The organism is Sphaerochaeta associata (genome assembly GCF_022869165.1).
GTDB lineage: Bacteria > Spirochaetota > Spirochaetia > Sphaerochaetales > Sphaerochaetaceae > Sphaerochaeta > Sphaerochaeta associata.
Genome location: NZ_CP094929.1, coordinates 3089135 through 3112266 on the forward strand (window position 1 = coordinate 3089135; position 23132 = coordinate 3112266).

Sequence of the window (23132 nt, forward strand, 5' to 3'; positions counted from 1 at the left end):
TGGTGCTGCGAACAAGTCGGAATTTCAGGTGATTACATCATGCAGGACTCTCACAGTTCACCCTTCTTGAACTCGAGCGGGGTGACATTGAAACAGCTTTTAAAAATCTTGCAAAAATACCGATAGTCTTTATAGCCCACCAGAAGGGCGACTTCACCCACCTGTCGTTCCTTTTGCTGCAAAAGAGAAGTGGCTATTCGCATCCTGTATAACGTCAGGTACTCAAGAAAAGTATATCCTGTGCGATCCTTGAATAAATTCGAGAGTGTTCTCTCACTTAATCCCATATGCTCGGCGATATCGGCGACGTTCAGATGCTCCGCATAATGTTGTTCGATGACGGAAATGGCTTTTTGGATATATTGGTCACGATAATCCTTCGTGGTACTGACTTTGGTGGGCAGGAATCGCTCGGAAAGCTCTCTTAGCTGTTCCAGTTCGAGATCCTTCTCCCGTTCTTGCTTCCTGTTGTAAATCTCCTTAGCGGCCTTGGAAAGCACTACCATCAGCTCCTTAGGATCGATAGGCTTGAGAATATAGCCCTTGACTCCGTAACCGAGTGCCTTCTGGGCATAGGAGAACTGGGCATGCCCGCTGATAATAATGCACTCACAATCCGGCAATTGATCAGAAAGAATCCCGATAAGCTCAAGCCCATCCATACCGGGCATCGCTATATCGGTAACCAGGATGTCGGGTTCCAATTTGAGTGCAAGTTCTTGAGCATCAATACCATTATCAGCCTCGGCTATAACCACCATTCCCAAAGCCTTCCAATCGGTGGTGAGAATCAAGCCCTTTCTGAGAATGGTCTCATCTTCGGCAACCAACACCTTCAGCCTTTCTTCCATTGCAGCGCTCCTTGCTGTATACGAATCGTAATGGTAGTCCCCTTGCCTACTTCAGAGCTGATGGAGAATTCACAAGCACTGCCATAGTTGAGCGAAAGTCGTCTTTGGACATTCTGCAGGCCTGTACCCTCCTGCATGGCGTCGGCGATTTCCCGATAAGAAGCCATGGACTTCGCCTTCTGGCTCTCCATGCCGACCCCATCATCGGCAATACTGAAGAGTATGGAAGCATCCTCCCGCTTTGCGCTGATGGTCAAGCTCCCCTTTCCCCGTTTCTTCTCAAGTCCATGCATAAGGGCATTCTCCACGAGCGGCTGAAGCAGAAAGCGGGGGATTATGAGTGTATAAAGTTCCGGATCAATATCCCACTCAACTATCAAACGTTCTCCCATCCTACGTTGCTGTAAAGCCAGATAGTGAGAGATAATTGCCAGTTCCTCCTCGAGGGTAATCACTCCCTCGGCCAAATCCAGCGTGCTGCGAAGAAGCAATCCAAGTTCAACAATTGTGGCGGAAGCTTCCTCGGACTGGTTGAGCATGATGTACCATTTAACCAACTCAAGACAGTTGAATATGAAGTGAGGCTTGGTTTGCGCCTGCAAAGCCTTGATTTGTGCCGTCCTGAGGCTCTGCTCCTTTTGTTGGTTGGTCAGCAGCAATCGCTCCATGTCCATTACCATCTGGTTCACCGATTCACCAAGCACACTAAACTCATCATTGCCAGTGATGTGCGTGCGAGCAGAAAAATCACCCTCGCTGACACGCTTCAATAATGCAACAACTTCATCCAGCGGCTTGGAAGCTTTGCGACTGTATCGATAGGCAAGATAAAAGCACAAGAGGGTCATCAGTGTGCCCAGTGAAATACTGATGGTAGCCATAATGGAAGTAATCTCATCGATTTGGGCCAGTGGATAGAGAGAAGCTAGCGAGACCGCAAGCTCACGGTCGGTCTGAACAGAGAGAAGAAAGCGTTGGCCGTTGATGGTGGATACCGGGTTATGCATGCTTTGCCTGTTCTGTCGGATAAAATCAAGCTCTTGCTCGCTGAATATGCCATTGAGCATTCGACTGCTTGTCATATGCTCATCGAGTATTGCCACATACGGAAAGTGTGCAGATACGTACGTTTCCAACACCTCAGCAAGTTGATCAAATTGAACATCGAGAATAATGAAGCCTTCAAAGGAGGCTTGCTTGACATAGCGGGCGAGTGTAAGTATTCGCCCAAGTCCGTCCTGAGCGGCATGGAGGTACAACACGTCCGCTCCATTCGCAAGGAATGCTTTTCGAAGAACACCCCAGCTACGATAGGGTTGTTGCGTGTACTCCAGAGGAGTCTCAACGGAGTTCAATCGAACCTGGCCATCAAGTGATACTACATGCACCGAGGGTTTGAGATGGCGGGCGGTGAGCAGAAGAAACAGTGCATTATAGAGATTGGTTTGTTGTTCCTGAGAAATCTGTGGTGCATACAGAGGAAGAAAGGCTTGGTCGGTGGCAATCGCATCCAACACAGTCAGGGTGTCACCAACCAAGCTCTGAAGCTGAAGAAAGAGGCGTTCATTGACTTCTATTGTTGTTGTGCGTACTCGATCCAACAGAACATTACGCACCAGAGAATAAGCCAGGGGACCGATAATCACCAACGGCAACACGCCGATAAGGAGATACGAGATCAGTAGCTGTGAGAAGAACTTTCTGAATCGTCGTTGCACGCCGGCTCTCCCAATAGAGTTCGAATGGAATGAGTATACCATGGGAAAAGAGCTTTGTTTGTGGCAAGAATATCCTGATAGGGCATGTGGTCAACACTGTGCAAGGAAGAGAAACAACCTCCTGCCTCTTCAACCAATACCTTCCCGGCAGCATAGTCATGGTACTTGAGCCGGAACTCTGCAAAAGCCTCTACACGCCCCATGGCCACATAGCATAAATGAAGCGCCGCCGACCCAAAGTCACGTATATCACCACCCTCTCTGCAAAGAAGCTCATAGATTTTCAAATGTGCAGGGATGAGCAAGGGTACTCGTAAGGGAGGAGGCGCAATACTTACTGCATCATCAATGGACTCAACAGAAGAAATCCGAATTTCCTTGCCATTCAAGAAAGCGCCTGAACCCTGTGCAGCATGAAAGAGTTCATTGGTTTGAGGAGAGAACACAACTCCTAGAACTGGATTTGCGGCAGTCACCTCGTAGGCAATACTGATGGTATAACCGGGGATGCCATGGACCAGATTGTTTGTGCCGTCTATGGGATCGACTATCCAGGTTCCTCCATCACCATACTCAACCAGACCCTCCTCCTCACCAAGGAAGTTGTCCGATGGAAACGACTGATGAATCAAATCACGAATCAGGCGCTCGCTGGCGGTGTCCAAATGGGTGACAACATCACTTTTTCCTTTTGCTTGGAACGCAATATTCGTCATATTAGCGGACAGGATCATTTCACCGGCCTTTCTGGCCGCACTGCAAGCGACTTTCAAACGGTCGGTGAAAAGGGTCCTTGTCATACAACACTCCCTTTACCCTTGGTCAGGGTATTGAAAACAAGCAGGCTGATAATGGTTGCAAACGTTAGGATTGAGGCAAGTGCGGCGGCCGTTCCATACCCGTCTTTCATAATCTCGGTGTAGATGGCCACAGAGATGGTTCCGGTCCTTCCCGAGTAGAGAATGAGGGTGGAACTCAATTCATTGATGGTGGAAATCCAGCTGAGAATGGCTCCCGAAAGAACTCCTGGAAGCATAAGAATTGCTGTAATTTTGAAGAACGTCTTCATCGGGGAAACTCCGAGATTTATCGAAGCCTCTTCACTGCTGAGATCCAGCTGATAGAGAATGCCGGTGCTTGATCGGATGATGTAGGGAATCTTTCGGATCGTGTAGCTGATGATCATGATCGCCGCTGTCCCGGTCAGTACAACGGGAGGCTTGTTGAAGGCCATAACCAAAATGATACCTAATACCGATCCTGGAATAACGTAGGGAGACATGAGAACGAAGTCCAGAATATTGGTGATGCTCGATTTCCGCCTGACAATTACATAGGAAGTGAACATGCCGATGAGAATCATGAACATCATGGCAATGGTGGAGTACAGAAAGGTTCTAGCGATGTTCGCCGAGAGCTTGAACCACACCGAGCGATAACTTTCCAAGCTGAATCCCGGGACAAACAAGGGTCCTCGCGTTTTAATAAAGGATGTGACCATCGTTGTTATCTGAGGAGCCAAGGCGCATAATGCGATGAAGTAACAAAGAATGGTCAACACCACAAACGGCAGCTTTCCAAGTTTCTTCACAGCCGGTGGACGCAGGCCGGACATGGAGTATGAACGCTTTCCGATGGAGATTTTCTGCAACAACAGAACAGACAGGGAACACAGGATGATGATGACACTCAACGTGCTTGCCATCGTGGCGTTACCCCCGATTTCGCTCATGTACTCCTCATAGACAAGAACAGGGAGAACCTTGTAGCCCTCTCCGATGAGCATCGGGGTTCCCAAATCAGCCAGACTCGTCATGAACACGACTACCGCCCCGGCGGTGATTGTGGGCATGATCAAGGGGAATGTAACAGTGAGCAGCTTCTTTAGTCCATGAACACCCAGATTCTCAGCAGCTTCCTCGAGAGAGCTGTCGAATGTCTGAAGCGCCCCTTGGACATACATATAGATAAAGGGGAAGAGTTTAAGGGTAAAAACAAGGATCAAGCCACGAAATCCATAGATGGTAGGAATTTCAATACCGATGTGCCTTACCAGGTTGGTGATGAATCCATTGCGGCCTAAAAGCATGATCCAAGAGTAGGCTCCGATGAAAGGAGGTGAGAGCAAGCTTATAACCACCATGGCATTGAGCAGTTTCTTGCCCGGAATATTGAAACGTGCTACCACATAACCCATCGGAACTCCCAAAAGGATTGCAAAGACGGTAGTCGTGATCGAGACTGCAAAACTATGTTTAAGGGTGTTGAAATAGTATGGCAATCGGAAGAAGTCAACATAATTTATTAATGAGAATCCACCACCCTCGTTGGGAAGGAAGCTGCGCGAAAGCATGCCGATCAGAGGATAGACCAAGAAAAATAGAGCTAAGGCAAACGCGGCGAGAACAACAAAGCCCCAGAATCCGAATCTGTTCAAGCCTTTCTGCAACCAGGTGGGCTCTTTCATACGAGGCTCTCCTTTCCATCGGCGGTAAAAAGATTGACGCTCTTCCGATCAAAGGTCACCCAGACTTTGTCTCCGGTCTTCTTGATGGGCAAACCCTCCTTCAGGTATTCATTGACTTGCAATACACAATCGCCACCCAGTTCGATTTCATAGTTTATGAAGTCCCCAAGGAAGGTGGCAAATTGCACTCTACCTGCAACACCTCCATTTTCGATGGTTTTCAGTGTTGCCTCTTCAGGACGAACCGCCAGCACTGCGTTGCCGGTATATGCTCTTGCCAGCTTCATATCGAAGGCATGGCCAAGCAACGACACTGTATTGCCAGCAACAGAGCAGGACAAAAAACTTGAAATGCCGATAAAGTTCGATACGAATGAGTTCTGCGGACGGGTATAGATTTGCAAGGGAGTTCCTATTTGTTGCACGGTTCCCAGATTCATTACGGCAATCCGGTCGCTCATCGCCAAAGCTTCCTCCTGGTCGTGGGTGACATAGACGGTGGTGATATTCAAGTTCTGTTGAATTTTCTTGATGACCGATCGCATCTCGATGCGGAGTTTTGCATCGAGGTTGGAGAGCGGCTCATCCATCAACAGCACATCAGGCTTGATGACGATGGCACGGGCGAGGGCGATGCGTTGCTGCTGCCCGCCGGATAGTTGCGACGGCTGCCGATCCTTGTACTCGCTCATCTTCACCAGGCCCAGAACTTCTTCTACATCCTTTTCAATTTCCGCTTTTGAATAGCCCCGAGCTTTCAGGCCGTAAGCTACGTTGTCGTATACGGAGAGGTGGGGGAAAATCGCATAATTCTGAAAAACCATGCCTGCATTTCGTTTATAGGCAGGTATCGAATTGATTACCGTTTGTCCGAAGCGGATGGTGCCAGCCTCTATGCTGTTGAAGCCCGCGATCATTCTCAGCAGGGTTGTCTTGCCGCACCCCGAGGGTCCCAGCAATGTGAAGAACTCCCCTTTATCTATTGAAATGGAAACTCTGTCTATGGCAGTAAAGTCCCCATAACGCTTGGTGACTTCCTCAATGAATAATGGCTGACTCATGCTCTCAGGCTCCTTTGGAAGAGATGCCAGGCTTCACGTGGAAGCCTGGACTACAACACGTTTTAGCGACCTACGATAAGATTCTTCCACTGGTTCATGATACGGTCCTTGTTCTGACCAACCCAGACCGTGTCGTACGGAATATCGCCGAGCTTGTCGTTGGGAATCATGATGGAGGGCAGCTGTATGTCGGTGCGCACCGTACGTCGATTGAGGTCACCCATCAGTGCCTGTACATCCTTGCTGAGAATGAAATCGACGAACTTTTTGGCGTTCTCCATGTTCTTGGCACCCTTCACGATGGCGATGGGGCTGGGAACTTTGGACGAGCCTTCGATGGGATAGACAACTTTCAGATTGGCACCGGCTCTCTCATACTTCAAGGCGGCTTCCTCGTACGTGATACCCACGGCATACTCACCGTCGGCTACGCCCTTGAAAGTACCCGAAGACGACCCAAGAAGCTTGCTGTCCAGATTGACAACAAAGTTCTTCATGTATGCCCAACCGGTTTCATTGTCACCTCCCATGGAGAGCAACTGAATGATGAGGGCCATGAAGGCAGAACCCGAACGGGCCGGGTCGGCATGAGCGATTCTTCCCTTGAATTTTGGATTTACAAGGTCTGCCCAACCCTTGGGAGCGTCTGCTGCTGCTACCAACTTGGGATTATAGATGATGACCATCGGGTCGATGGTGGTTCCATGCCAGCGATTGCCCGGGTCGCGGGTTACCGGCAGGACAGAGGACATGTGTGCATGTTCGTAGGGCTCGAGCAGGTCGACAATTACCTGGTAGGAGTCGGAACCGCCTCCCCAGAGTACATCCGAGAGAGGATTGTCTTTTTCAGCCCGAATTCTGGACACCAGTTCTCCGGTTCCTGCACCTACAAGATTGACTTTAATGCCGGTACGGTCTTGAAACTCCTTGATGATCGGATCAGTCCAGTCAGCAGCATGAGAGTAATACAGCGTCAGTTCATTGGAGACGGGTTTAGCCTCAGGCTGTGCAGCAGAGAAGAGACTGATTGATGCAACCAGCAGCATTGCAGTGAGTAACACCATTGCTTTCTTCATATTTGTTCTCCTTTTTTGGATCATACGCGATGACCTAATGGTAGTGTAAAACCGGTCTTTTCCACCCACAAGGCGAGAAAACAGCAATGATGTCGACAGATTCGTAAAATCAACCTATCAAGACAGCCGTAATTGGAGTCATCAGGCAATCTTTGGATTATCATTCCTGATTACGTTTCAGATTCCGGGAATCTCAGTCCCTCGAAAGTGCATGTGTAAGGAGAAGCGGACTCAGAATGCAATCTGCTGATTGTTGGCGATGATCTCCTCAACCTTCAAAGGCTTGGAGAAATAGAAACCCTGTACCTTGTCACAGCCATGTAGAGAGAGAAATTGCAGTTGTTCTTCTGTCTCGACACCTTCTGCCAAGACTTCCATTCCCAGGTTCTTCGCTGTCTGGATGATGCTCTTGATCAAGGCCTTGTCCTTATCCGAACCTGTGGTGATTCCTTGCACGAATTCAATGTCGATCTTCAGTTGGTCGATCGGATAGGTTTTCAATCTGCTGAAGGAGGAGTGGCCGGTTCCAAAGTCATCGACGGCCAGGCTGAGGCCGAGCTGCTTCAACTCAAATATTCGCTCTAGGAGAATCGGCTCGTCCAGGAAAGTCGCACTCTCGGTTATTTCAATTTGAAGTGCATGAACATCAACCCCGGTTTTCTTCAGAATCTTCTTCATATTCTCGACAATGCGTGCGTCCTTGAGCTGCACCACCGAGCGGTTGACCGACATGGTCAACCGCTCTTGGCATGTCTGCTGGAAGGCAATCAATTGCCTGCAGGCTTGCTCGAATACAAACATACCTATAGGACGAATGAGACCCGTCTGCTCAGCCAAAGGAATGAAAAACAGAGGCTGGACCAATCCATATTCAGGATTGTTCCACCGCACAAGCGCTTCAAAGCCACAAACCTTTTGCGTTTCAGTACACATCTGCGGTTGATACATGACAAACAGTTCATTCCGATCAAGAGCACGATAAAGACCGTTGGTAAGGCGCAGCCGCCTAGTTGTCTGTGCCTTCACTTCTTCGTTGCAGAACACCACCTGGTTCTTGCCCTTTGCTTTTGCGCTGTACATGGCGATGTCTGCATTCATGATCAAGGTATGGGCATCTCGTCCATCGGCGGGATGGATGGAGACACCTATGCTTGCAGGCAGGAAGTACTCTTCTTGCTCGAGTACGATGGGGTTCTTGAGCGCCTGCATGATGGCGTTGGTCACCAATAGTAAGTCTTCCTCTTTCGGCCTTCTCACCTCGACAAGGAACTCATCGCCTCCGAAACGTGCAATTACATCCTCCTTATCCAAGACAGAAACAAGCACCTGGGCGATTTTACTCAATACCAGATCGCCTGTTGCATGTCCCGCTGTGTCGTTGATCGACTTGAAGGAATCGAAATCGAGAAACAGGATGGCAAGCTTCTGCCTGCCATCAGACAGCGTAGTAATTGTTTGGTCGACATGGTTGATGAAATAATCACGGTTGGGCAGCTTGGTCAACGAGTCATAGAATGCCAGGCTATAGAGTCTGTCCTGTGACTTCTCTAGCTCACTACGCTGTGAATCGATGTGAGATATGTACCATTCAGAGCGTTGTTCAAACACCCTTATGAGATAAATCAACAGCATCACTGCAATATACGAGATGATGCCCGGGATTGGATCCGGCGAGTTGGTCCTGATCAAGTACAGCACCGAGGAAACAAGGTTCGCACCATTGATCAGCAAGGCGGCGATGACTCCGGTCTTCTTCTGCCGCATGACAAGGTAGATGGATATGAACATCTGAAGCTGTGTTATGATGCCTCGAAAGGTCGATTCATTCAGATTCAAGGCCATTAAAATACTTGAGGAAGCCGTCAAGCGAACCTGCAGGACTGAAATGAGCACATAGAGGGCGACACCGACAAATATGTACGTATACCGCGGGGCAGCATCAATACCTGTTACAACGGGATTCCTGCTTCGCAAGGCTTGTGCTATGAGCACAATGGGCACGACCAGGATGATCGGGGCCAGCTGAGGAAGCTGTACACCAAATGAAGGTAGGTAAATATCGGATGCGCTGCCGACAAGAAAGGCAACAGAGAGGGAGAGCAATATCTGCTTCTTCTGGTGCTTCTCCGTTTCGGTCTTCCAAGCGATCAAAAGGAATAGGCTCAGCAGTGTGTATCCGGTAAAATAGACATAGAACACATAATCCCAAAAGGTATTGGTAGAGGTGAAAAGCCAGCCGAAAGGGGAAAATTCCAAGTTGTATGCATAGAGATTCAGAGGAAGGCCATAGACGACCATCAACAATATCGGGGGAATGAAGAGAGCATAGTGATTGCCTCGCTCTTTACGACCTGTCAGGCGTAGAACGAATACAAGCAGAATCGCATAGAGGTTCGCCCAACCATAGCTGGATACCATTTGTCCCCAAACAGCAATTGTGATGCTGGAAGTGACAGTAGATACGGTCAAACCAAGTGTCCAGATGATCAGGGAGACGACAAGGGCAAAATAGGCGTGATTGGTTTTCGAACTTCGGTCGTTCTGCAGAACCAGAATTCCGGTAACCAACGATACAGTGCATACCGTGATGTAGAGCATGGCGAACAGCGATGTACTGAGCAATGGTTTCTCCCCCTTGGGCGAAGCGCAACTTCTTAATAGTATGCTACCTTTGGAACTGTTGCAATGGGAGATTATTTGTATCTTTTTTGAGAATAAACATATAACTAAATATTCAAGCCCATATTTTCTTTCTCAGAAGCACATTCAACCACCGCTCATCGGCTCTGCCTTCCCTAACATCCTGTGAGTGAGAGACCTGTACCAGCTCAAAGAAAGAAAGCTCAGAGAGGAATGCCTGAAACCCTTGTTCGGTGAAGCAGGTGAATGAGCGTCCATCAGTACTAAAGTCCTCCTCCCTGTCCTTGAAGGAGCAGTAGAGCAGCCCTTGAGGTTTCAATGCCCGATGAAGAAGGCCGAACACTGCAGGTAATTCTGTTCTTGGTACATGCAAGAGCGATGCACAGGCCCAGATTCCGTCGAAGGCTGAGTCATAGTCCAATTCCATAAAGGAGAGCTTTCGGACTGCAAGGCCTGTGAGAGCTCTTGCATGCTCGACCATTGCAACACTGATGTCAAAGGCCTCCACCTTGTAGCCATGCTCAAGAAAATAGAGGCTGTCTCTTCCGCTTCCACAGCCTGCATCCAGGATGGAGCCGCCTTGTGGAAGAAAGGGAAGAAACAACGAGTACTGGACACTCATATCGAGCGAGACGGTAGTGGAGATGTAGCTGTCTGCATGCTTGTCATAGTAGTTCATCAGGGAGGCCTCCGAGGTTTTGATAGTACTGTACGTGTTACCATGCAAGCAAGTTTGCTAGGCTTTACACGCAATATTCATTCTCAATGAGATCATAATTATAGAAATGTACGCAAATTTTGTTATTTTTGAAATATATTTGACAGATTAGGAAAGTGGTCCTATAGTTGAATCAGAAATGAGAACGTTCTCATTTCAAGGGATGCATGGATGAGTACGACTATCTTTGATGTTGCAAGAGTATGCGGCTATTCCAAAACCACAATCTCACGAGCCTTTGCTTCACCAGAAATGGTGTCGGTGGAGACAAGAAACATCATCTATGCGGCTGCAAAACAAGTAAATTATACTCCTGATGCGATTGCCAGAGCCATGGTGCGCAAGAAGACAAACAACCTTGGATTCATCGTCAGCGACCAGCAATACCCTGTAGTGCTAAACCCCTTCTACTCTCCTGTTTTTGAAGGAGTACTCCAAGTAGGAAGAGAGCGAGGCTACTCCGTTTTCATCGCTTCTGAGAAGGACATCCAACTGCCCACCGGTCAAGTCTATGTCAAAAAGCAAATGGATGGTGTCATTATTTGCGGCCAAACCGAGCAGAGCATTATTGAAAGCTTCAGATCACAAAATATACCGGTTGTGTTATTGAATAATGTATTCGACATGGAAGATTTGATTTGCATCACCCTCGATCACTACGGGGGAACCGTCAAAGCTATAGAACACTTGCTTGAACAGGGTAAGCGAGATATCGCAATTATTTCGGGTCATTTCTCGCCGTATGTATATAACGAACGATTCAGAGGATATACCGACACCCTGAAGAACCATGGGATTCCCATCAATGAAGCGTTTATCAAGACGGTAGAACCGACTATGGCGGAGGCTATGCATACCGCTCAGCAACTCCTCTCGCTCAAACATCGACCGGATGCCATCTTTGCAACGAATGATCTCATCGCAATTGGTGCTGTAAAAATTGCCTTACGCGCACATATTGCCATTCCCAAGGATATCGCCATTGTCGGATTTGATGATAGCAACTTCAGTGAAATCATTGAACCGGAACTTACAACCGTACGCATCGACAAGGAAGAGATGGGGAAACTGGCGGCAGGCAAGCTGATAGATATTCTTGAGAAAAACTCTACCGGGAAGCAAGTACATGTATGTGGTACGCAACTGATTATTCGAGGAACAGCTTAAACTTATGATGGAAGTAATATTTATCAACGTGGGATATGGCGATGCAATCCTCGTAAAACTTGGCTTACAATACGGCCTCATAGATGGAGGCAGCAGCCTTCCTCAGGAGTTTGTGGGGAATAGGGTGTCCCTGCAGGAATTCCTAAGAAAAGAACAGGTTTCTACGCTTGAGTTTGTACTCATCACGCACATTCATGAGGACCATGTATGCGGTATAGTTGAAATACTTCACCAGGTGCATATCAAGCGTTTCTTCCTCCCCTATCTCCCGCATATTTCTGACAGCAAAGATGTTGTTATCGGGTCAGACGTCCCATTTAATCTGTTTGCATATGTTAAGGCATTCAATGCATACAAAACCATACTGTCTTATGCAAAAGACAATACCATTCCCTGTATCGATGTTATGCAATTCCAAAGCTTCCATCCTGTGGGTTCTGCCTTGGAAGTCAGAGTTTTGGAGCCAACTGACAACAAAACACAAGCATACACAAAGGCTCTTGAGGTATTGGTTGATGAGAAGGATCAACTGAAAAAACTACAACAGGTAAAGAGGTTGGATGCTATTTCCAATGACCACAGTTTGGTCCTCGCTTTACGATACGAAGGATTTACATTTATTTTACCAGCCGATAATTGTCCGAAGAATTGGCGGGAAAAAACTTTTTCTTTGCTCAAAAATGGGAACGTTCTCAAATTGCCGCATCACGGTCAAAAAGACTCAATAGAAAGCAAACTACTAGAAAACTTGAGAATCCAATATGTGATTACCAGTTCATCAAGCGACAGAAGAAACAACAGTTCCAATGCAGATGTCTACAATCAATTGCAGCAGGTAAACCCAGCGATACAGTTTCTTTTTACCGATGAAACCGAGTATTCACCCTATTTTTCAAGGCCTCACAAAGCCTCAGATGCCATTAGATTCATCGTTGCCGAATATAAATTGGATGTAAAAATGTGACAGTTTGTCACATGAAAATACAAAAGGAGAAAGAAAATGAGAAAATGGTTACTGGTTCTACTCTCGTTGGTGCTGATTGTCGGTACTCTCTTTGCCCAAGGAGCAAAAGAAGAGGTGAAATTCCCGAACAAAAAAGTGACTATTATCATGCCCTGGGGACTTGGAGGAGGTCCTGACACCATTGCACGTAAAGTCGCTTCCTACGGGGAGAAGTATCTCGGGGTTCCCGTCATTGTCGAGAACAAAATCGGCGGAGCCGGAACAATTGCCATGGATGCACTGATGCAGGCAAGTGATGACGGCTATACAATGGTTGTATCCAATGGACCGCTGTTTTCGCTGACACCGGCCTTCGTCCAAGTTAATTACACGATTGAAGACATTACCCCTCTGATCGGCATGCGCATTGTTGAGTTCGTCATTCTATCGAATCCGAAGTACAGCAACATCAAAACGCTTGACCAGCTGATCGCTCTGGGAAAATCAGGGAAAAGCATTAAATATGCCACCACCGGTGGCCCCGGCAATGATAGTTACACGATGATCAGCGTGCTGTTCAAGAAACTTGGCTTGAATGCGCAAGCGGTCCCCTATAGTGGCGGCCAAGATGCAATTAATGCACTACTTGGCGGACATGTCGATATAGCAATCGGATCCCCTCCCGTGTATCGTGAATACGTAAAGAGCGGTGAATTTGCCTGCCTCGGTACCTTCATTCCCGATGGCATCGAAGTAGAAGGTATTGGAAGAATCCCATCCTTCAAGGAACAGGGAATTGGAGCCGAGTTTGTTGGAATGGATTATTTCGCAGTAAAGAGCAGCGTGGATGATGCAAAGAAAGCTGTGCTGACGAAGTTTATCCAGGATGTGTATGCAGATCCTGAGTTTACGGCATTCATGAGCAGTCTCGGTATGGAGGCTTGGACCGCTACTGAAGATGAGATTATCAAGGAAATCGATCTTCAGACAATCGCAATGAAGGAATATATCGATCTGCTTAAATAAGGAAAAATCGAAGGGCAACAGTACGGTTATTCTGTTGCCCTTTGTAAATCGGGAAAGTGTATGAAAGTAAAAATTAACGCAGAAATTGTGGCCGGCCTGTTGTTTACAATAGCCGCAGGGATTCTGTTTCTGATGATTCCTACTGAGATCAATACATTGGAAACCACAGAAATCAATGCACAGACGGTTCCAAAGATAGCCTTAGGCGGACTCGCTATCTTTTCGTTTCTTTTGTTTCTCCAAGGTCTCTTCCTTCTGCCAAAGAAAGAAATAGTATTCTCACAAGAGTTCTATGCCAGCAGGGTATTCAAGGATAGTATTCGTTCACTCATCTATATCGCCATAGTTATCGTGTATGTTGTGTTGTTCAAGCTGTTCGGGTTCATTGCCTCAAATATCTATCTCATATTCGCAGTGCTGATGTATTACGGAGCAAGGAAAAAGTCATACTACGCAATCGCCTTATGCATCAGTGCGTTGGTATACTTCGTGTTCTCCGTTGTCCTGAACATCTCATTGCCCTAGCGAAAGAAGCACCATTCTAAAAGAGGTGAAACACATGGATTTATTCTTATCTGGTTTAGAAATCTTATTCGATTGGCAAATATTGCTCGCAATTCCTCTGGGGTTGATCCTTGGAATCGTTGTCGGGGCGATTCCTGGATTAACCTCGGATTTGGGTATCATTCTCTGTATACCTCTAACCTATACATTGGAGCCTACCGTCGCCATCCTGATTCTGCTGGCCATCTATGTTGGAGGAACGTATGGTGGATCCATTACGGCTATTCTTATAAATACTCCTGGAACATCCGCCAACGCGGCTACGCTGTTTGACGGATATCCCATGACGCAGAACGGTGAGGCATACAAAGCACTTTCCATGGCGCTCTACGCCTCAACAGTTGGTGGCTTGATCAGCGCGTTCGTTCTGCTTTTTGCTGCTCCTCCAATCGCCAAAGTCACACTCATGTTCGGACCTGCAGAATACCTCGCATTGGCGGTATTCGGTCTATCCGTCATTGCAGGAGTCTCGAACAACAGCATTCTCAAGGGCTTGATGGGAGCCTGCATCGGAATATTTGTATCGACCATAGGTCTGGACGTCATAAGTGGTACGATGAGATTCACCTTTGGGAATCTTCAGCTTAGGAGAGGCATTGACCTGATCATCGCCCTGATCGGCCTTTTTGCAATATCCGAAATTCTGATGAAGGCAAAGTATAATCCTAAAACTGATAGGAAAATCGTTGATCCAGCTTCCATTACCCGGTGCAGGATTTCCCAAAAAGAGTACCGTCGTTGCCGGAAGCCCCTGACGATCGGAACCATCATCGGCATCATCATTGGCGCTACACCCGGCACTGGTGGAGGTTTGGCTGCCTTCATCGCTTACAACCAAGTCAAGCAATCGTCAAAGCATCCTGAGACGTTCGGAAAGGGAGAAATAGAAGGGGTGGCGGTTTCTGAATCAGCAAATAATGCCGCTTGTGGCGGTACTATGATTCCCATGTTGACGCTTGGGGTACCTGGAGATGGAGCGACAGCCATACTCATGGGTGCTTTCATGGTTCATGGTTTGGTCCCGGGACCGATGCTTTTCAAAGAGCAAGGAAATATCTTGTTTGCAATCATGCTGGGTTTGATTGTAGTAAACATCAGCCTTTGGCTCGTAGGCAATGTGTTTACAAAATTCTATGCCCATATTACGAGAATTCCCTTTGAGCTCCTTGCCTGTATTGTGTTGACGTTCTGTGCAGCTGGTGCGTATTCAACCAACAACAGCATGTACGACGTCTACTATATCTTCGTATTTGGGATTCTGGCGTACTACTTGCGCTTGATGGATTTCCAGCTGGTTCCCATTCTTCTGGGAATCGTGCTCGGCCCCTTGGCAGAGCTGAACTTTAGAAGGGCGTTGATACTCTCTGATGGAAGCTATTTGATCTTCATTAAGAGACCGATCAGCCTCGCCTTCCTGCTTATAGCTTTTGGTTCAATTCTCGTTTTCACGATCAAGAATTTCCTGCATCAGAGATCTTTAGGAAAGGAAGCTTCGCAGATGGAGTAGATATCGCATTAATCGATAACCACGGTAGAAACAGCCCGCCTCCCTTTGGGAAAAGCGGGCTGATTTTTTGTCTTTGAACTCTGCTTATTTGATTAAGGAAGCAGCTGCCTCATATACCTTGTCTGCGGTGATGCCGAAATACTCATAGAGCTTCTCGGCAGGGCCTGACTCACCAAAGCTGTGCATGCCGATCACCTTGCCGTCAAGGCCGACATACTTGTACCAGTAATCAGTCCAAGCGGCCTCTACGGCTACACGGGCTTTTACTGATGCAGGAAGTACGGCTTCCTTGTAGGCGGCATCCTGCTGCTCGAAGACCTCGGGAGAGGGCATGGAGACAACACGAACGGCCTTCCCTTCAGAAGCAAGCTTCTTGCCTGCTTCAAGGGCGAGGGAGACTTCACTGCCGGTTCCGATGAGTATTACTTCTGGTTTATCTGCAGATTGGTAGAGAACATACGCACCCTTGGAGATCTGAGAGAGCTGCTCGTCTGTTCTCTCCTGAGGCGCGAGGTTCTGACGGCTGAGCAGGAGAGCAGTCGGGCCATTGGTCCGCTTTACCGCACTCTTCCAGGCACAGGCGGTCTCAACAGCGTCACAGGGTCTCCAAGTGGTCATGTTCGGAGTCATGCGCAGGCTTGCAATCTGCTCAACCGGCTGGTGGGTGGGTCCATCCTCTCCCAAGCCGATGGAATCATGGGTGAATACCATAACGTTGCGAAGTCCCATGAGAGAGGACATGCGCAGTGCATTACGGGCATACTCCATGAACATCAAAAAGGTTGCCCCATAGGTGAGGAAGCCACCGTGTAGAGCCATGCCGTTGAGCACTGCAGTCATACCGAATTCACGGACACCAAAGCGCAAATAGGTCCCCTTTCCTGTTGCAGGGTCAAAGTCCTGTACACCCTTCCACTGGGTGAGATTGGAGGGAGAGAGGTCTGCCGATCCGCCGACGAGCTCCGGAAGGAGCTTGCCGAGTACATCCAGGGTCATCTGGCTTGCCTTGCGGCTTGCGACCTTCACCTTCTCTGTCTGCCACTGCTTTACCACGTCGTTGAACGCCTTCTCCCAGTCAGTGGGAAGGTCACCATTGAGTCTTCTCTTCAGCTCGGCTGCTTCTGCGGGATATGCTTTCTCATAGGAAGCAAAGAGCTCGTTCCACTTATGCTCAAGCTTGCCGCCGCGCTCTGTCTGGTCCCAAGCCTTGTAGATGTCTTCGGGAACAAAGAACGGTTCGTCATACTCCCAACCAAGCTGCTTGCGGGCAAGAGCGACTTCATCGCTTCCAAGCGGAGCTCCGTGACAGGACTCCTTTCCACCCTTGTTGGGGGAACCATAGCCGATGGTGGTCTTGCACATGATCAGGGTGGGTTTGGAAGTTTCATACCGTGCTGCAGAAATTACTTTCTGAATTGCATCGGAGTCGTGTCCGTTTACATCCCTGAACACTTGCCAGCCGTATGCCTCGAAGCGCTTGGCGGTGTCGTCGGTAAGCCAGCCCTTCACCTCTCCATCGATGGAGATTCCGTTGTTGTCGTAGATGGCGATGAGCTTTCCAAGCTTCCAGGTTCCGGCAAGCGAGGCTGCCTCATGGCTGATGCCTTCCATCAGGCATCCGTCACCAAGGAAGGTGTATGTGTAGTGATTTACTACAGGAAAGCCTTCCTTGTTAAACTGGGCGGCAAGCATTTTTTCAGCCAAAGCCATACCAACGGCATTGGCAAGTCCCTGGCCAAGAGGTCCGGTTGTGGTCTCTACGCCCGGAGTAAGTTTATATTCAGGGTGGCCGGCGGTTCTGCTGTGCAGCTGTCTGAACTGCTTGAGGTCTTCGATTCCCAAGTCATAGCCGCTTAAATGCAGCAGTGAATAGAGCAACATCGAGGCATGGCCGTTGGAAAGTACGAAACGGTCACGGTTCGCCCAACTTGGATTCTTGGGGTTGTGTGCCATGATTTTTCGCCAGAGAACCTCGGCGATATCGGCCATTCCCATGGGTGCCCCGGGGTGTCCGGAGTTTGCTTTCTGTACACCATCCATACTTAATATGCGGATTGCATCCGCCAATTGATTCGTTTTCATCCTTCCCTCCAATCATGATATAAGAAACACCCCGGGACCTAAGAGAAACCGGGGTGTGATCCTTACTGACAAGATACCGTAGTATCGCTATTTAGTCAAAAGTATCAAAAGCGTTTAATAGCCATAACTAAGAATCATTGCGACGCGTTTGAAGGCAGGCTCTGCCTTCTTCACGATTTCTCTATTGTCGGTTTTCTCGTAATTTGTAAATTGCACGGCCGTAAGCAGAGAAAGGTTCTCGTTGATCTGCGTATTGGCAAGGATGCTCAAGTCGCTGAACAGACCGGTTCTGGCACCATCAAATACATTGTATGCATAGGTTTCAAGCTGGACACCGACAAGGTTGACGATCAGCGGCATTTGGTAGCCGAGTATATACTCACCCTTGTAGTTGAAGCCGTTGACCATTGCTCCGCCATTCTCGAATTCCCAGGCTGTGGTGTTGTCTGTTGCTCCAGTGTAGCCTTTGTAGTTCAATTCTTGGTAGGCACGAATGACAACGCTGGTCCAATCGCCCTTGAGGATGGCACCGGTATCAAACTGGAAGGCTGCCCCTGCTCTTCCCATGTAGTAGGTTCCTGCAAGCTGGTCGGAAGTAAATGCAGTACCAATTCCGCCTGGAGCGATGCGAAGCCCCTCAAGATTCATAAGTGAGAAATCCCAACCTGTTCCGGCTCCACCGCCAAGACTGATTTCCAGAACGGCAATCGGGGTCAAGACTGCGTCCAATGTTGCACTTGCTGCAATCGGGGAGACGCCGATCTGCGTTTTGAGTTTCAGGTTGTTGCCGCTCATCAGCGGACCTTCACCAACAAGCATGGGTATCTTCACCTGATAGGCAGCTTCAGCCTTGGCTTCAATGCCCTTCTTTCCATCCCAAGCACCGGTAAATTTCAGCGTACCGGAAGTAGACGTCTGTGCGAACAAGCCTGCAGAGACCAACAAGACAATCACCAAAGAAAGAATAATCCTAGATGTATTCCGTTTCACAGCTCTTCCTCCAAAGATTAGGTAGGTACAGCATAGCATAGGTATGACAAATGGTTAGCATCTTTGTGCCTTTTACTTTGGTAAAAATATGTGAAAAGAGTACATTAGATATTCTCTAGGAGATTGGGAAAACATGCCTGTTACTCAAGAAACTTATATAGAGTAACGTAGTAATCTGATTTTGCTCTTCAAGAATTAGTGGTTGATATACTCATACAGTTCAGTCAGCTCTGATTGTCTATCACCAATACATAGAATTTCTTCATAAAAATCTATCCGATGGTGATAAATCTACCAAATTATACTTGAACTAATTAGCAACCGACTCCCTACAAGCCGGTTGCCACCATGTTTAATAAGTATCACCCTTAGAAATACGTAGGATTAACAGATCCTAAGAAAGCTTCTGGATGGACATCCACTGAAGCTTCCTTATTGATTCGAAGATTAGCAATCATGCTACAATTGTTGAAAGCATGGTAGGAAACCATTGCATCATTTGTGACCGTTACATCTCTCAGCTGGGTTGGGATGTAGTATAGGTGAACTTGTTGCTCAGGCTTGTAACCATTTTTATAATTCTTGTCATCAAATGTGCCGAAATCAACCTTAACGCCACCAAAATATGGAGCTGCCCCGAAGATAGCCCCAAATAGCCTTTCGCCATAGTTCCCTCCATTTCTTTGTTTGCCGATATGAGGAATGGTAAGGCTCTTCATATTAGCAACACCATTGAAGGCTTCATAGCCGATGTAGAAAACATTCTTTGGAATAACAAACTCACCATCGTCCTCTGAGTTCATCCTCATCAGATTCTTGCATCCCTTGAAAGCATAATCACCAATCGAAGAGACATATTCATTGATTGTAAATTGTGTCAGAGATGTACATCCCTCAAACGCTGCGGTAGGAATGCTTTCCGCGTACGGCAAAGCAAGGGTGGCAAGGCTACTACAATTTGCGAAGCTACCTTCTCCTAAAATGATTACTTCTTGATTAAGTGTCAAATCTTGTATCATTGAGCAGTTGAAAAATGCATGATAATTGAAACTAGAAGCGTTGGTGATTATCACACTTGTGAGATGGATGGGAATGTAATACTGGTGGTATTTTTGCTCAGGCTTGTAACCATTTTTGTAATTCTTATCATCAAATGTACCGAAATCAACCTTTGTTCCACCAAAGTAAGAGTCTGTACCAAACACGTATCCATACAACCCTTCTGCATAGTTGCCGCCAGAACGGTACTTTCCAACAAAGGGAAGAGAGATGGTTTTCAATCCGCTGCAGCCATTGAATGCAGCAAAACCAATTGAATTAACTGTGTCTGGAACGACAAGCGATATGATCTTTGAACAATTCTTGAAAGCATTGTCGGGTATCTGCACAACTTTCTGACCATTGTACGTTGCGGGTATGGAGAGGTCCCCGACAAGCTTATCGGCATAGCCGGCTCTTGCTTTTACTGATAAACCGCCATTTACCGGTGTAAAGTCCAGGAAGAAGTATTGTGCATACAATTGCTGGATGTCGAAATTATAGACCATCGAGCGGTGATGCTCATCGAGTTCTGCATAATTAGCTTGTATCGAAGTGAACAAGGCGTAATCATCATTCGACTTGGTCGCCAACTCATCAATTGCCCTTATAGTTTTCCATACAGTAACCAAAGCATCCAATTCCTTGGCTGTCTCCTTGGGGAGTTTAGAGCGCTGGACTGGAGTCAGAGCACTGTCCAAATTCTCAATCCTGCTAAGGATATTCGTATTCCTGATTGATTCCATCGTTACTTGGGCGATCAATGTTTTAACATTTTCCACCTTCAAGGCATCAGCTCCAGCTTGGATGTCCTCAAGTGATTTTGTACTATTCAAGTACCCATAAAAATCTTGTTTCAGAGCAACATAGTCATCGTAGATAGTTTTGATTTCCTGAGCTTTCTGCTCATCAGCATCTTCAATAGCATAGGCTGTCAGAACATCAATGATACTTTCATAGTATGCATTGTGGAGCTTCAGCAAAGTCTCAGCATTCGTCCTTGAAATCTCTACCAAATGATCGTCCACTTCTTTCTCAATTATCTTGGGAATCTTTGTATCACAGGCAGTTATATGCTGATTGATTTGCATTGAATATTTCTGAATGAATGCAGAAGAAGCCTGGGATGACTGCTGGGCCGAGGCTTTTACTTCCTCCAATGTTGCTAACATATCCAAAGTTATAGTAGCGAGCTGATCACTCTTTTGTGTGTAATCGCTCTCCAAAGCTTTCTTCACTGAAGTGTAGTCAGCATTTACTTCATCCAGTGCTTCTGCTATCAGAAATTTAAATCGGGTATCAATTGCGACATCAAGCTCATCCTTCTTGACCCAACAAGAAGAGAGCAACAAGACCAGAAAGCCAACTAACATGATACATAAGGCTTTTTTCATTATACTACATCCCCCTTTTATGCCTATACGGCTTATAAGCTATGTAGGTTCACGCGTGTATTTTCGCTTGGCAAAGCGTATGGATAGGGGGTAAAAATTACATTAAGCAGACCAAAACTTTGTCTAACGGACTCTACGATGTAACAATTCAAGTCAAAGAATATCACTATCAGTAGCATTGTCAATGATGCCAGGTTCTCATATAGCAAATTATCTTTATATTCACGCTGAACATAGTCTGACCGGCTCTCCAATTTATGAAAGGTTGACCGAGCATATTCAATATATATAAAAAGGCAAAAAAACATACATATTTGACTGCAATTTCATATGTCCATCAGATTGATTTAATAATTACATAGCACAACCAACTGAACCCTTTACAAGGAGACTGACATATCACGCATCCCATAAGGTTTTTCCGTTGATTAGCCCTCACCTCCTGGACAACCTCGCCTTCATCGGAGTGGAGCATCCATAGAGGGCGAAACGGTAGCCAACGTTGTAGATGCTTGAGAGAGCGGCCACAGGAAGAGGTGCATCAAAGTTCTCAAGGCAGAAGATGTCACCTTCCATCCCATAAGCCCCTGAGTATTCAATACGTCTATCCCTGATCATATATGTTCCCCTCAAGCCTCCTTCCGGATAGTTGATATCCATGTAGAGTTCGTTCTGGCTGATGAGGTTTGCATGCTCTGAATCTTCGGTAATCAGGTGAGGCTCTCCGCCATTTGCATCCGGGTAGTACCAATTCAGATAGAGCTTATCAACATATTTTTTGCCATCAGTGCCAGTATATTCGGAGTAAGTGGGATCAATATAAGGGATTATGGGTTTTCCTTGGTTATCGAGTACGAAAGCAACGGAGAAATCAAACGCTGCCAATTGGGTGCCATCCTCGTCTACCAGACCCCACAGAGCACCTTTCTGTGCAGTTTCAAGCATATCTTCGAGAGAAAGAGATGCCGACCATTGGACAGAACTCTGAGGGCCATACGCTTGGGGAAACCGGCCATTATTCACATTCTCCCCTGCAGGATTAAAAATGGCTGCATGTTTTTCGTATTCATCACTGTACACCCTCAGTTCCGCATAATTCCACGCAATCTCACCATCCTCAAGTTCATACTCCAACAGCAGACCCGGGGCGTAAAATTTTCCTGATGGATTGGTATTCCAGAGCGTATTTACCGCCATCAACACCAAATTGTCGAGAATGGTCTGCTGAGTCAGTGAGGTATAGGTTGCATCATCAAAACTCGCTTCGTTGTTTTCTAACGTCTCGGTCGATATTGCAAGGTAGGAATCATCAGAGACAGAAACAGTCCCAAACTCAACATCCCCGGTTATAGCAGTGCGAGGAGGAAGGACGATAAGAGGCTGGTTGCTACCGGCAATACGCAACGTTAAAAATCCAACCAGTTCATGCTTCTGCTCTTCATTCAGTTGGACGATGAACACAATAGACGTATCAGATTGGGGAAGCTCAGAAACGGGAATAGCAAATGGGTCATCACCGGTTACCACAAAGCGCTTGAGATTCCTCACATTGTCATGCGATACAACTTCATTACCTCGATACGTTACCGGCATCAACCAGAGCTCAAATTCATTCTGCTCAACAGAACGAGAACTTCTGGCACTGCTCTCCTCATCAATGGAAACGATATGCAAGGCAGTACTACCTGCAGATGCATGAGCAGTAGGAGCGGGAACAAAGCTAAGTATAGGCTCGACAACCTCACCTACAAATGCTGAATGAGCATTGCATCCAAGCACAAGACTCACTACAAGCAACAAAATTCCTATACTTGCCTTTTTCATCATGCATCCATCCTTTCCTTTGTAAATTGATTGAGATTTACCTGAAGAAAGAATACATGACGAAAA

17 protein-coding genes are annotated in these 23132 nt (G+C 47.1%); 5 read left to right on the top strand and 12 right to left on the bottom strand.

Translation table 11 applies throughout. The features are described from left to right. Positions 1-50: 50 nt before the first annotated feature. The 8 genes from MUG09_RS14270 to MUG09_RS14305 all read right to left on the bottom strand — a co-directional run bounded on the left by MUG09_RS14270 (position 51) and on the right by MUG09_RS14305 (position 10492). Positions 51-851, bottom strand: coding sequence for a response regulator (locus MUG09_RS14270; RefSeq protein ID WP_244772113.1), 801 nt, complete (start codon positions 849-851; stop codon positions 51-53). Next, positions 836-2569 carry a sensor histidine kinase gene (locus MUG09_RS14275; protein ID WP_244772114.1) on the bottom strand — a complete coding sequence of 578 codons (1734 nt, stop codon included), beginning with the start codon at positions 2567-2569 and terminating at the stop codon, positions 836-838. Before MUG09_RS14275 ends, MUG09_RS14270 begins: the two co-directional genes overlap by 16 nt. Continuing rightward, the gene (locus MUG09_RS14280) at positions 2530-3369 is read right to left on the bottom strand and encodes an inositol monophosphatase family protein (protein WP_244772115.1); all 840 of its coding nucleotides are present in this window, start codon (positions 3367-3369) and stop codon (positions 2530-2532) included. The genes MUG09_RS14275 and MUG09_RS14280 overlap by 40 nt, the downstream gene beginning before the upstream one ends. Next, the gene (locus tag MUG09_RS14285) at positions 3366-5036 is read right to left on the bottom strand and encodes an ABC transporter permease (RefSeq protein WP_244772116.1); all 1671 of its coding nucleotides are present in this window, start codon (positions 5034-5036) and stop codon (positions 3366-3368) included. The genes MUG09_RS14280 and MUG09_RS14285 overlap by 4 nt, the downstream gene beginning before the upstream one ends. Beyond that, a complete protein-coding gene (locus MUG09_RS14290) occupies positions 5033-6097 on the bottom strand; it encodes an ABC transporter ATP-binding protein (RefSeq protein WP_244772117.1) in 1065 nt (354 codons plus the stop codon). The genes MUG09_RS14285 and MUG09_RS14290 overlap by 4 nt, the downstream gene beginning before the upstream one ends. Positions 6098-6159: 62 nt before the next feature. After that, positions 6160-7173, bottom strand: a complete 1014-nt coding sequence (locus tag MUG09_RS14295; RefSeq protein ID WP_244772118.1) for an ABC transporter substrate-binding protein — start codon at positions 7171-7173, stop codon at positions 6160-6162. A 231-nt stretch (positions 7174-7404) separates the two neighbouring features. Then, the gene (locus tag MUG09_RS14300) at positions 7405-9795 is read right to left on the bottom strand and encodes an EAL domain-containing protein (RefSeq protein WP_244772119.1); all 2391 of its coding nucleotides are present in this window, start codon (positions 9793-9795) and stop codon (positions 7405-7407) included. Between the two features lie 112 nt (positions 9796-9907). Next, a complete protein-coding gene (locus tag MUG09_RS14305; protein ID WP_244772120.1) occupies positions 9908-10492 on the bottom strand; it encodes a class I SAM-dependent methyltransferase in 585 nt (194 codons plus the stop codon). Between the two features lie 210 nt (positions 10493-10702). Here MUG09_RS14305 and MUG09_RS14310 point away from each other — a divergent pair, with 210 nt between their 5' ends. Genes MUG09_RS14310 through MUG09_RS14330 form a run of 5 tightly spaced genes read left to right on the top strand, consistent with a single transcriptional unit; the run spans position 10703 to position 15738 of the window. Next, positions 10703-11698, top strand: coding sequence for a LacI family DNA-binding transcriptional regulator (locus MUG09_RS14310; RefSeq protein ID WP_244772121.1), 996 nt, complete (start codon positions 10703-10705; stop codon positions 11696-11698). Between the two features lie 4 nt (positions 11699-11702). Beyond that, the gene (locus MUG09_RS14315) at positions 11703-12662 is read left to right on the top strand and encodes a ComEC/Rec2 family competence protein (RefSeq protein ID WP_244772122.1); all 960 of its coding nucleotides are present in this window, start codon (positions 11703-11705) and stop codon (positions 12660-12662) included. A 36-nt stretch (positions 12663-12698) separates the two neighbouring features. Further along, positions 12699-13667, top strand: coding sequence for a tripartite tricarboxylate transporter substrate binding protein (locus tag MUG09_RS14320; RefSeq protein ID WP_244772123.1), 969 nt, complete (start codon positions 12699-12701; stop codon positions 13665-13667). A gap of 60 nt (positions 13668-13727) precedes the next feature. After that, a complete protein-coding gene (locus tag MUG09_RS14325) occupies positions 13728-14192 on the top strand; it encodes a tripartite tricarboxylate transporter TctB family protein (RefSeq protein ID WP_244772124.1) in 465 nt (154 codons plus the stop codon). A gap of 34 nt (positions 14193-14226) precedes the next feature. Further along, complete coding sequence (locus MUG09_RS14330) at positions 14227-15738, top strand: tripartite tricarboxylate transporter permease (protein ID WP_244772125.1); 1512 nt, start codon at positions 14227-14229, stop codon at positions 15736-15738. A gap of 84 nt (positions 15739-15822) precedes the next feature. Here the strand turns inward: MUG09_RS14330 and tkt are convergent, their stop codons facing one another. From tkt to MUG09_RS14350, 4 genes are all read right to left on the bottom strand, one after another. Continuing rightward, positions 15823-17820, bottom strand: a complete 1998-nt coding sequence (gene tkt, locus MUG09_RS14335; protein WP_244772126.1) for a transketolase — start codon at positions 17818-17820, stop codon at positions 15823-15825. A 114-nt stretch (positions 17821-17934) separates the two neighbouring features. After that, the gene (locus tag MUG09_RS14340) at positions 17935-18810 is read right to left on the bottom strand and encodes a hypothetical protein (RefSeq protein ID WP_244772127.1); all 876 of its coding nucleotides are present in this window, start codon (positions 18808-18810) and stop codon (positions 17935-17937) included. A gap of 368 nt (positions 18811-19178) precedes the next feature. Further along, entirely contained in the window at positions 19179-21242 is a 2064-nt protein-coding gene (locus MUG09_RS14345; protein ID WP_244772128.1) for a leucine-rich repeat domain-containing protein, read from the bottom strand. 435 nt (positions 21243-21677) lie between these two features. Continuing rightward, positions 21678-23069 (bottom strand): hypothetical protein, encoded by a 1392-nt coding sequence (locus MUG09_RS14350; RefSeq protein WP_244772129.1) that lies wholly within the window; start codon positions 23067-23069, stop codon positions 21678-21680. Positions 23070-23132: the final 63 nt, after the last annotated feature.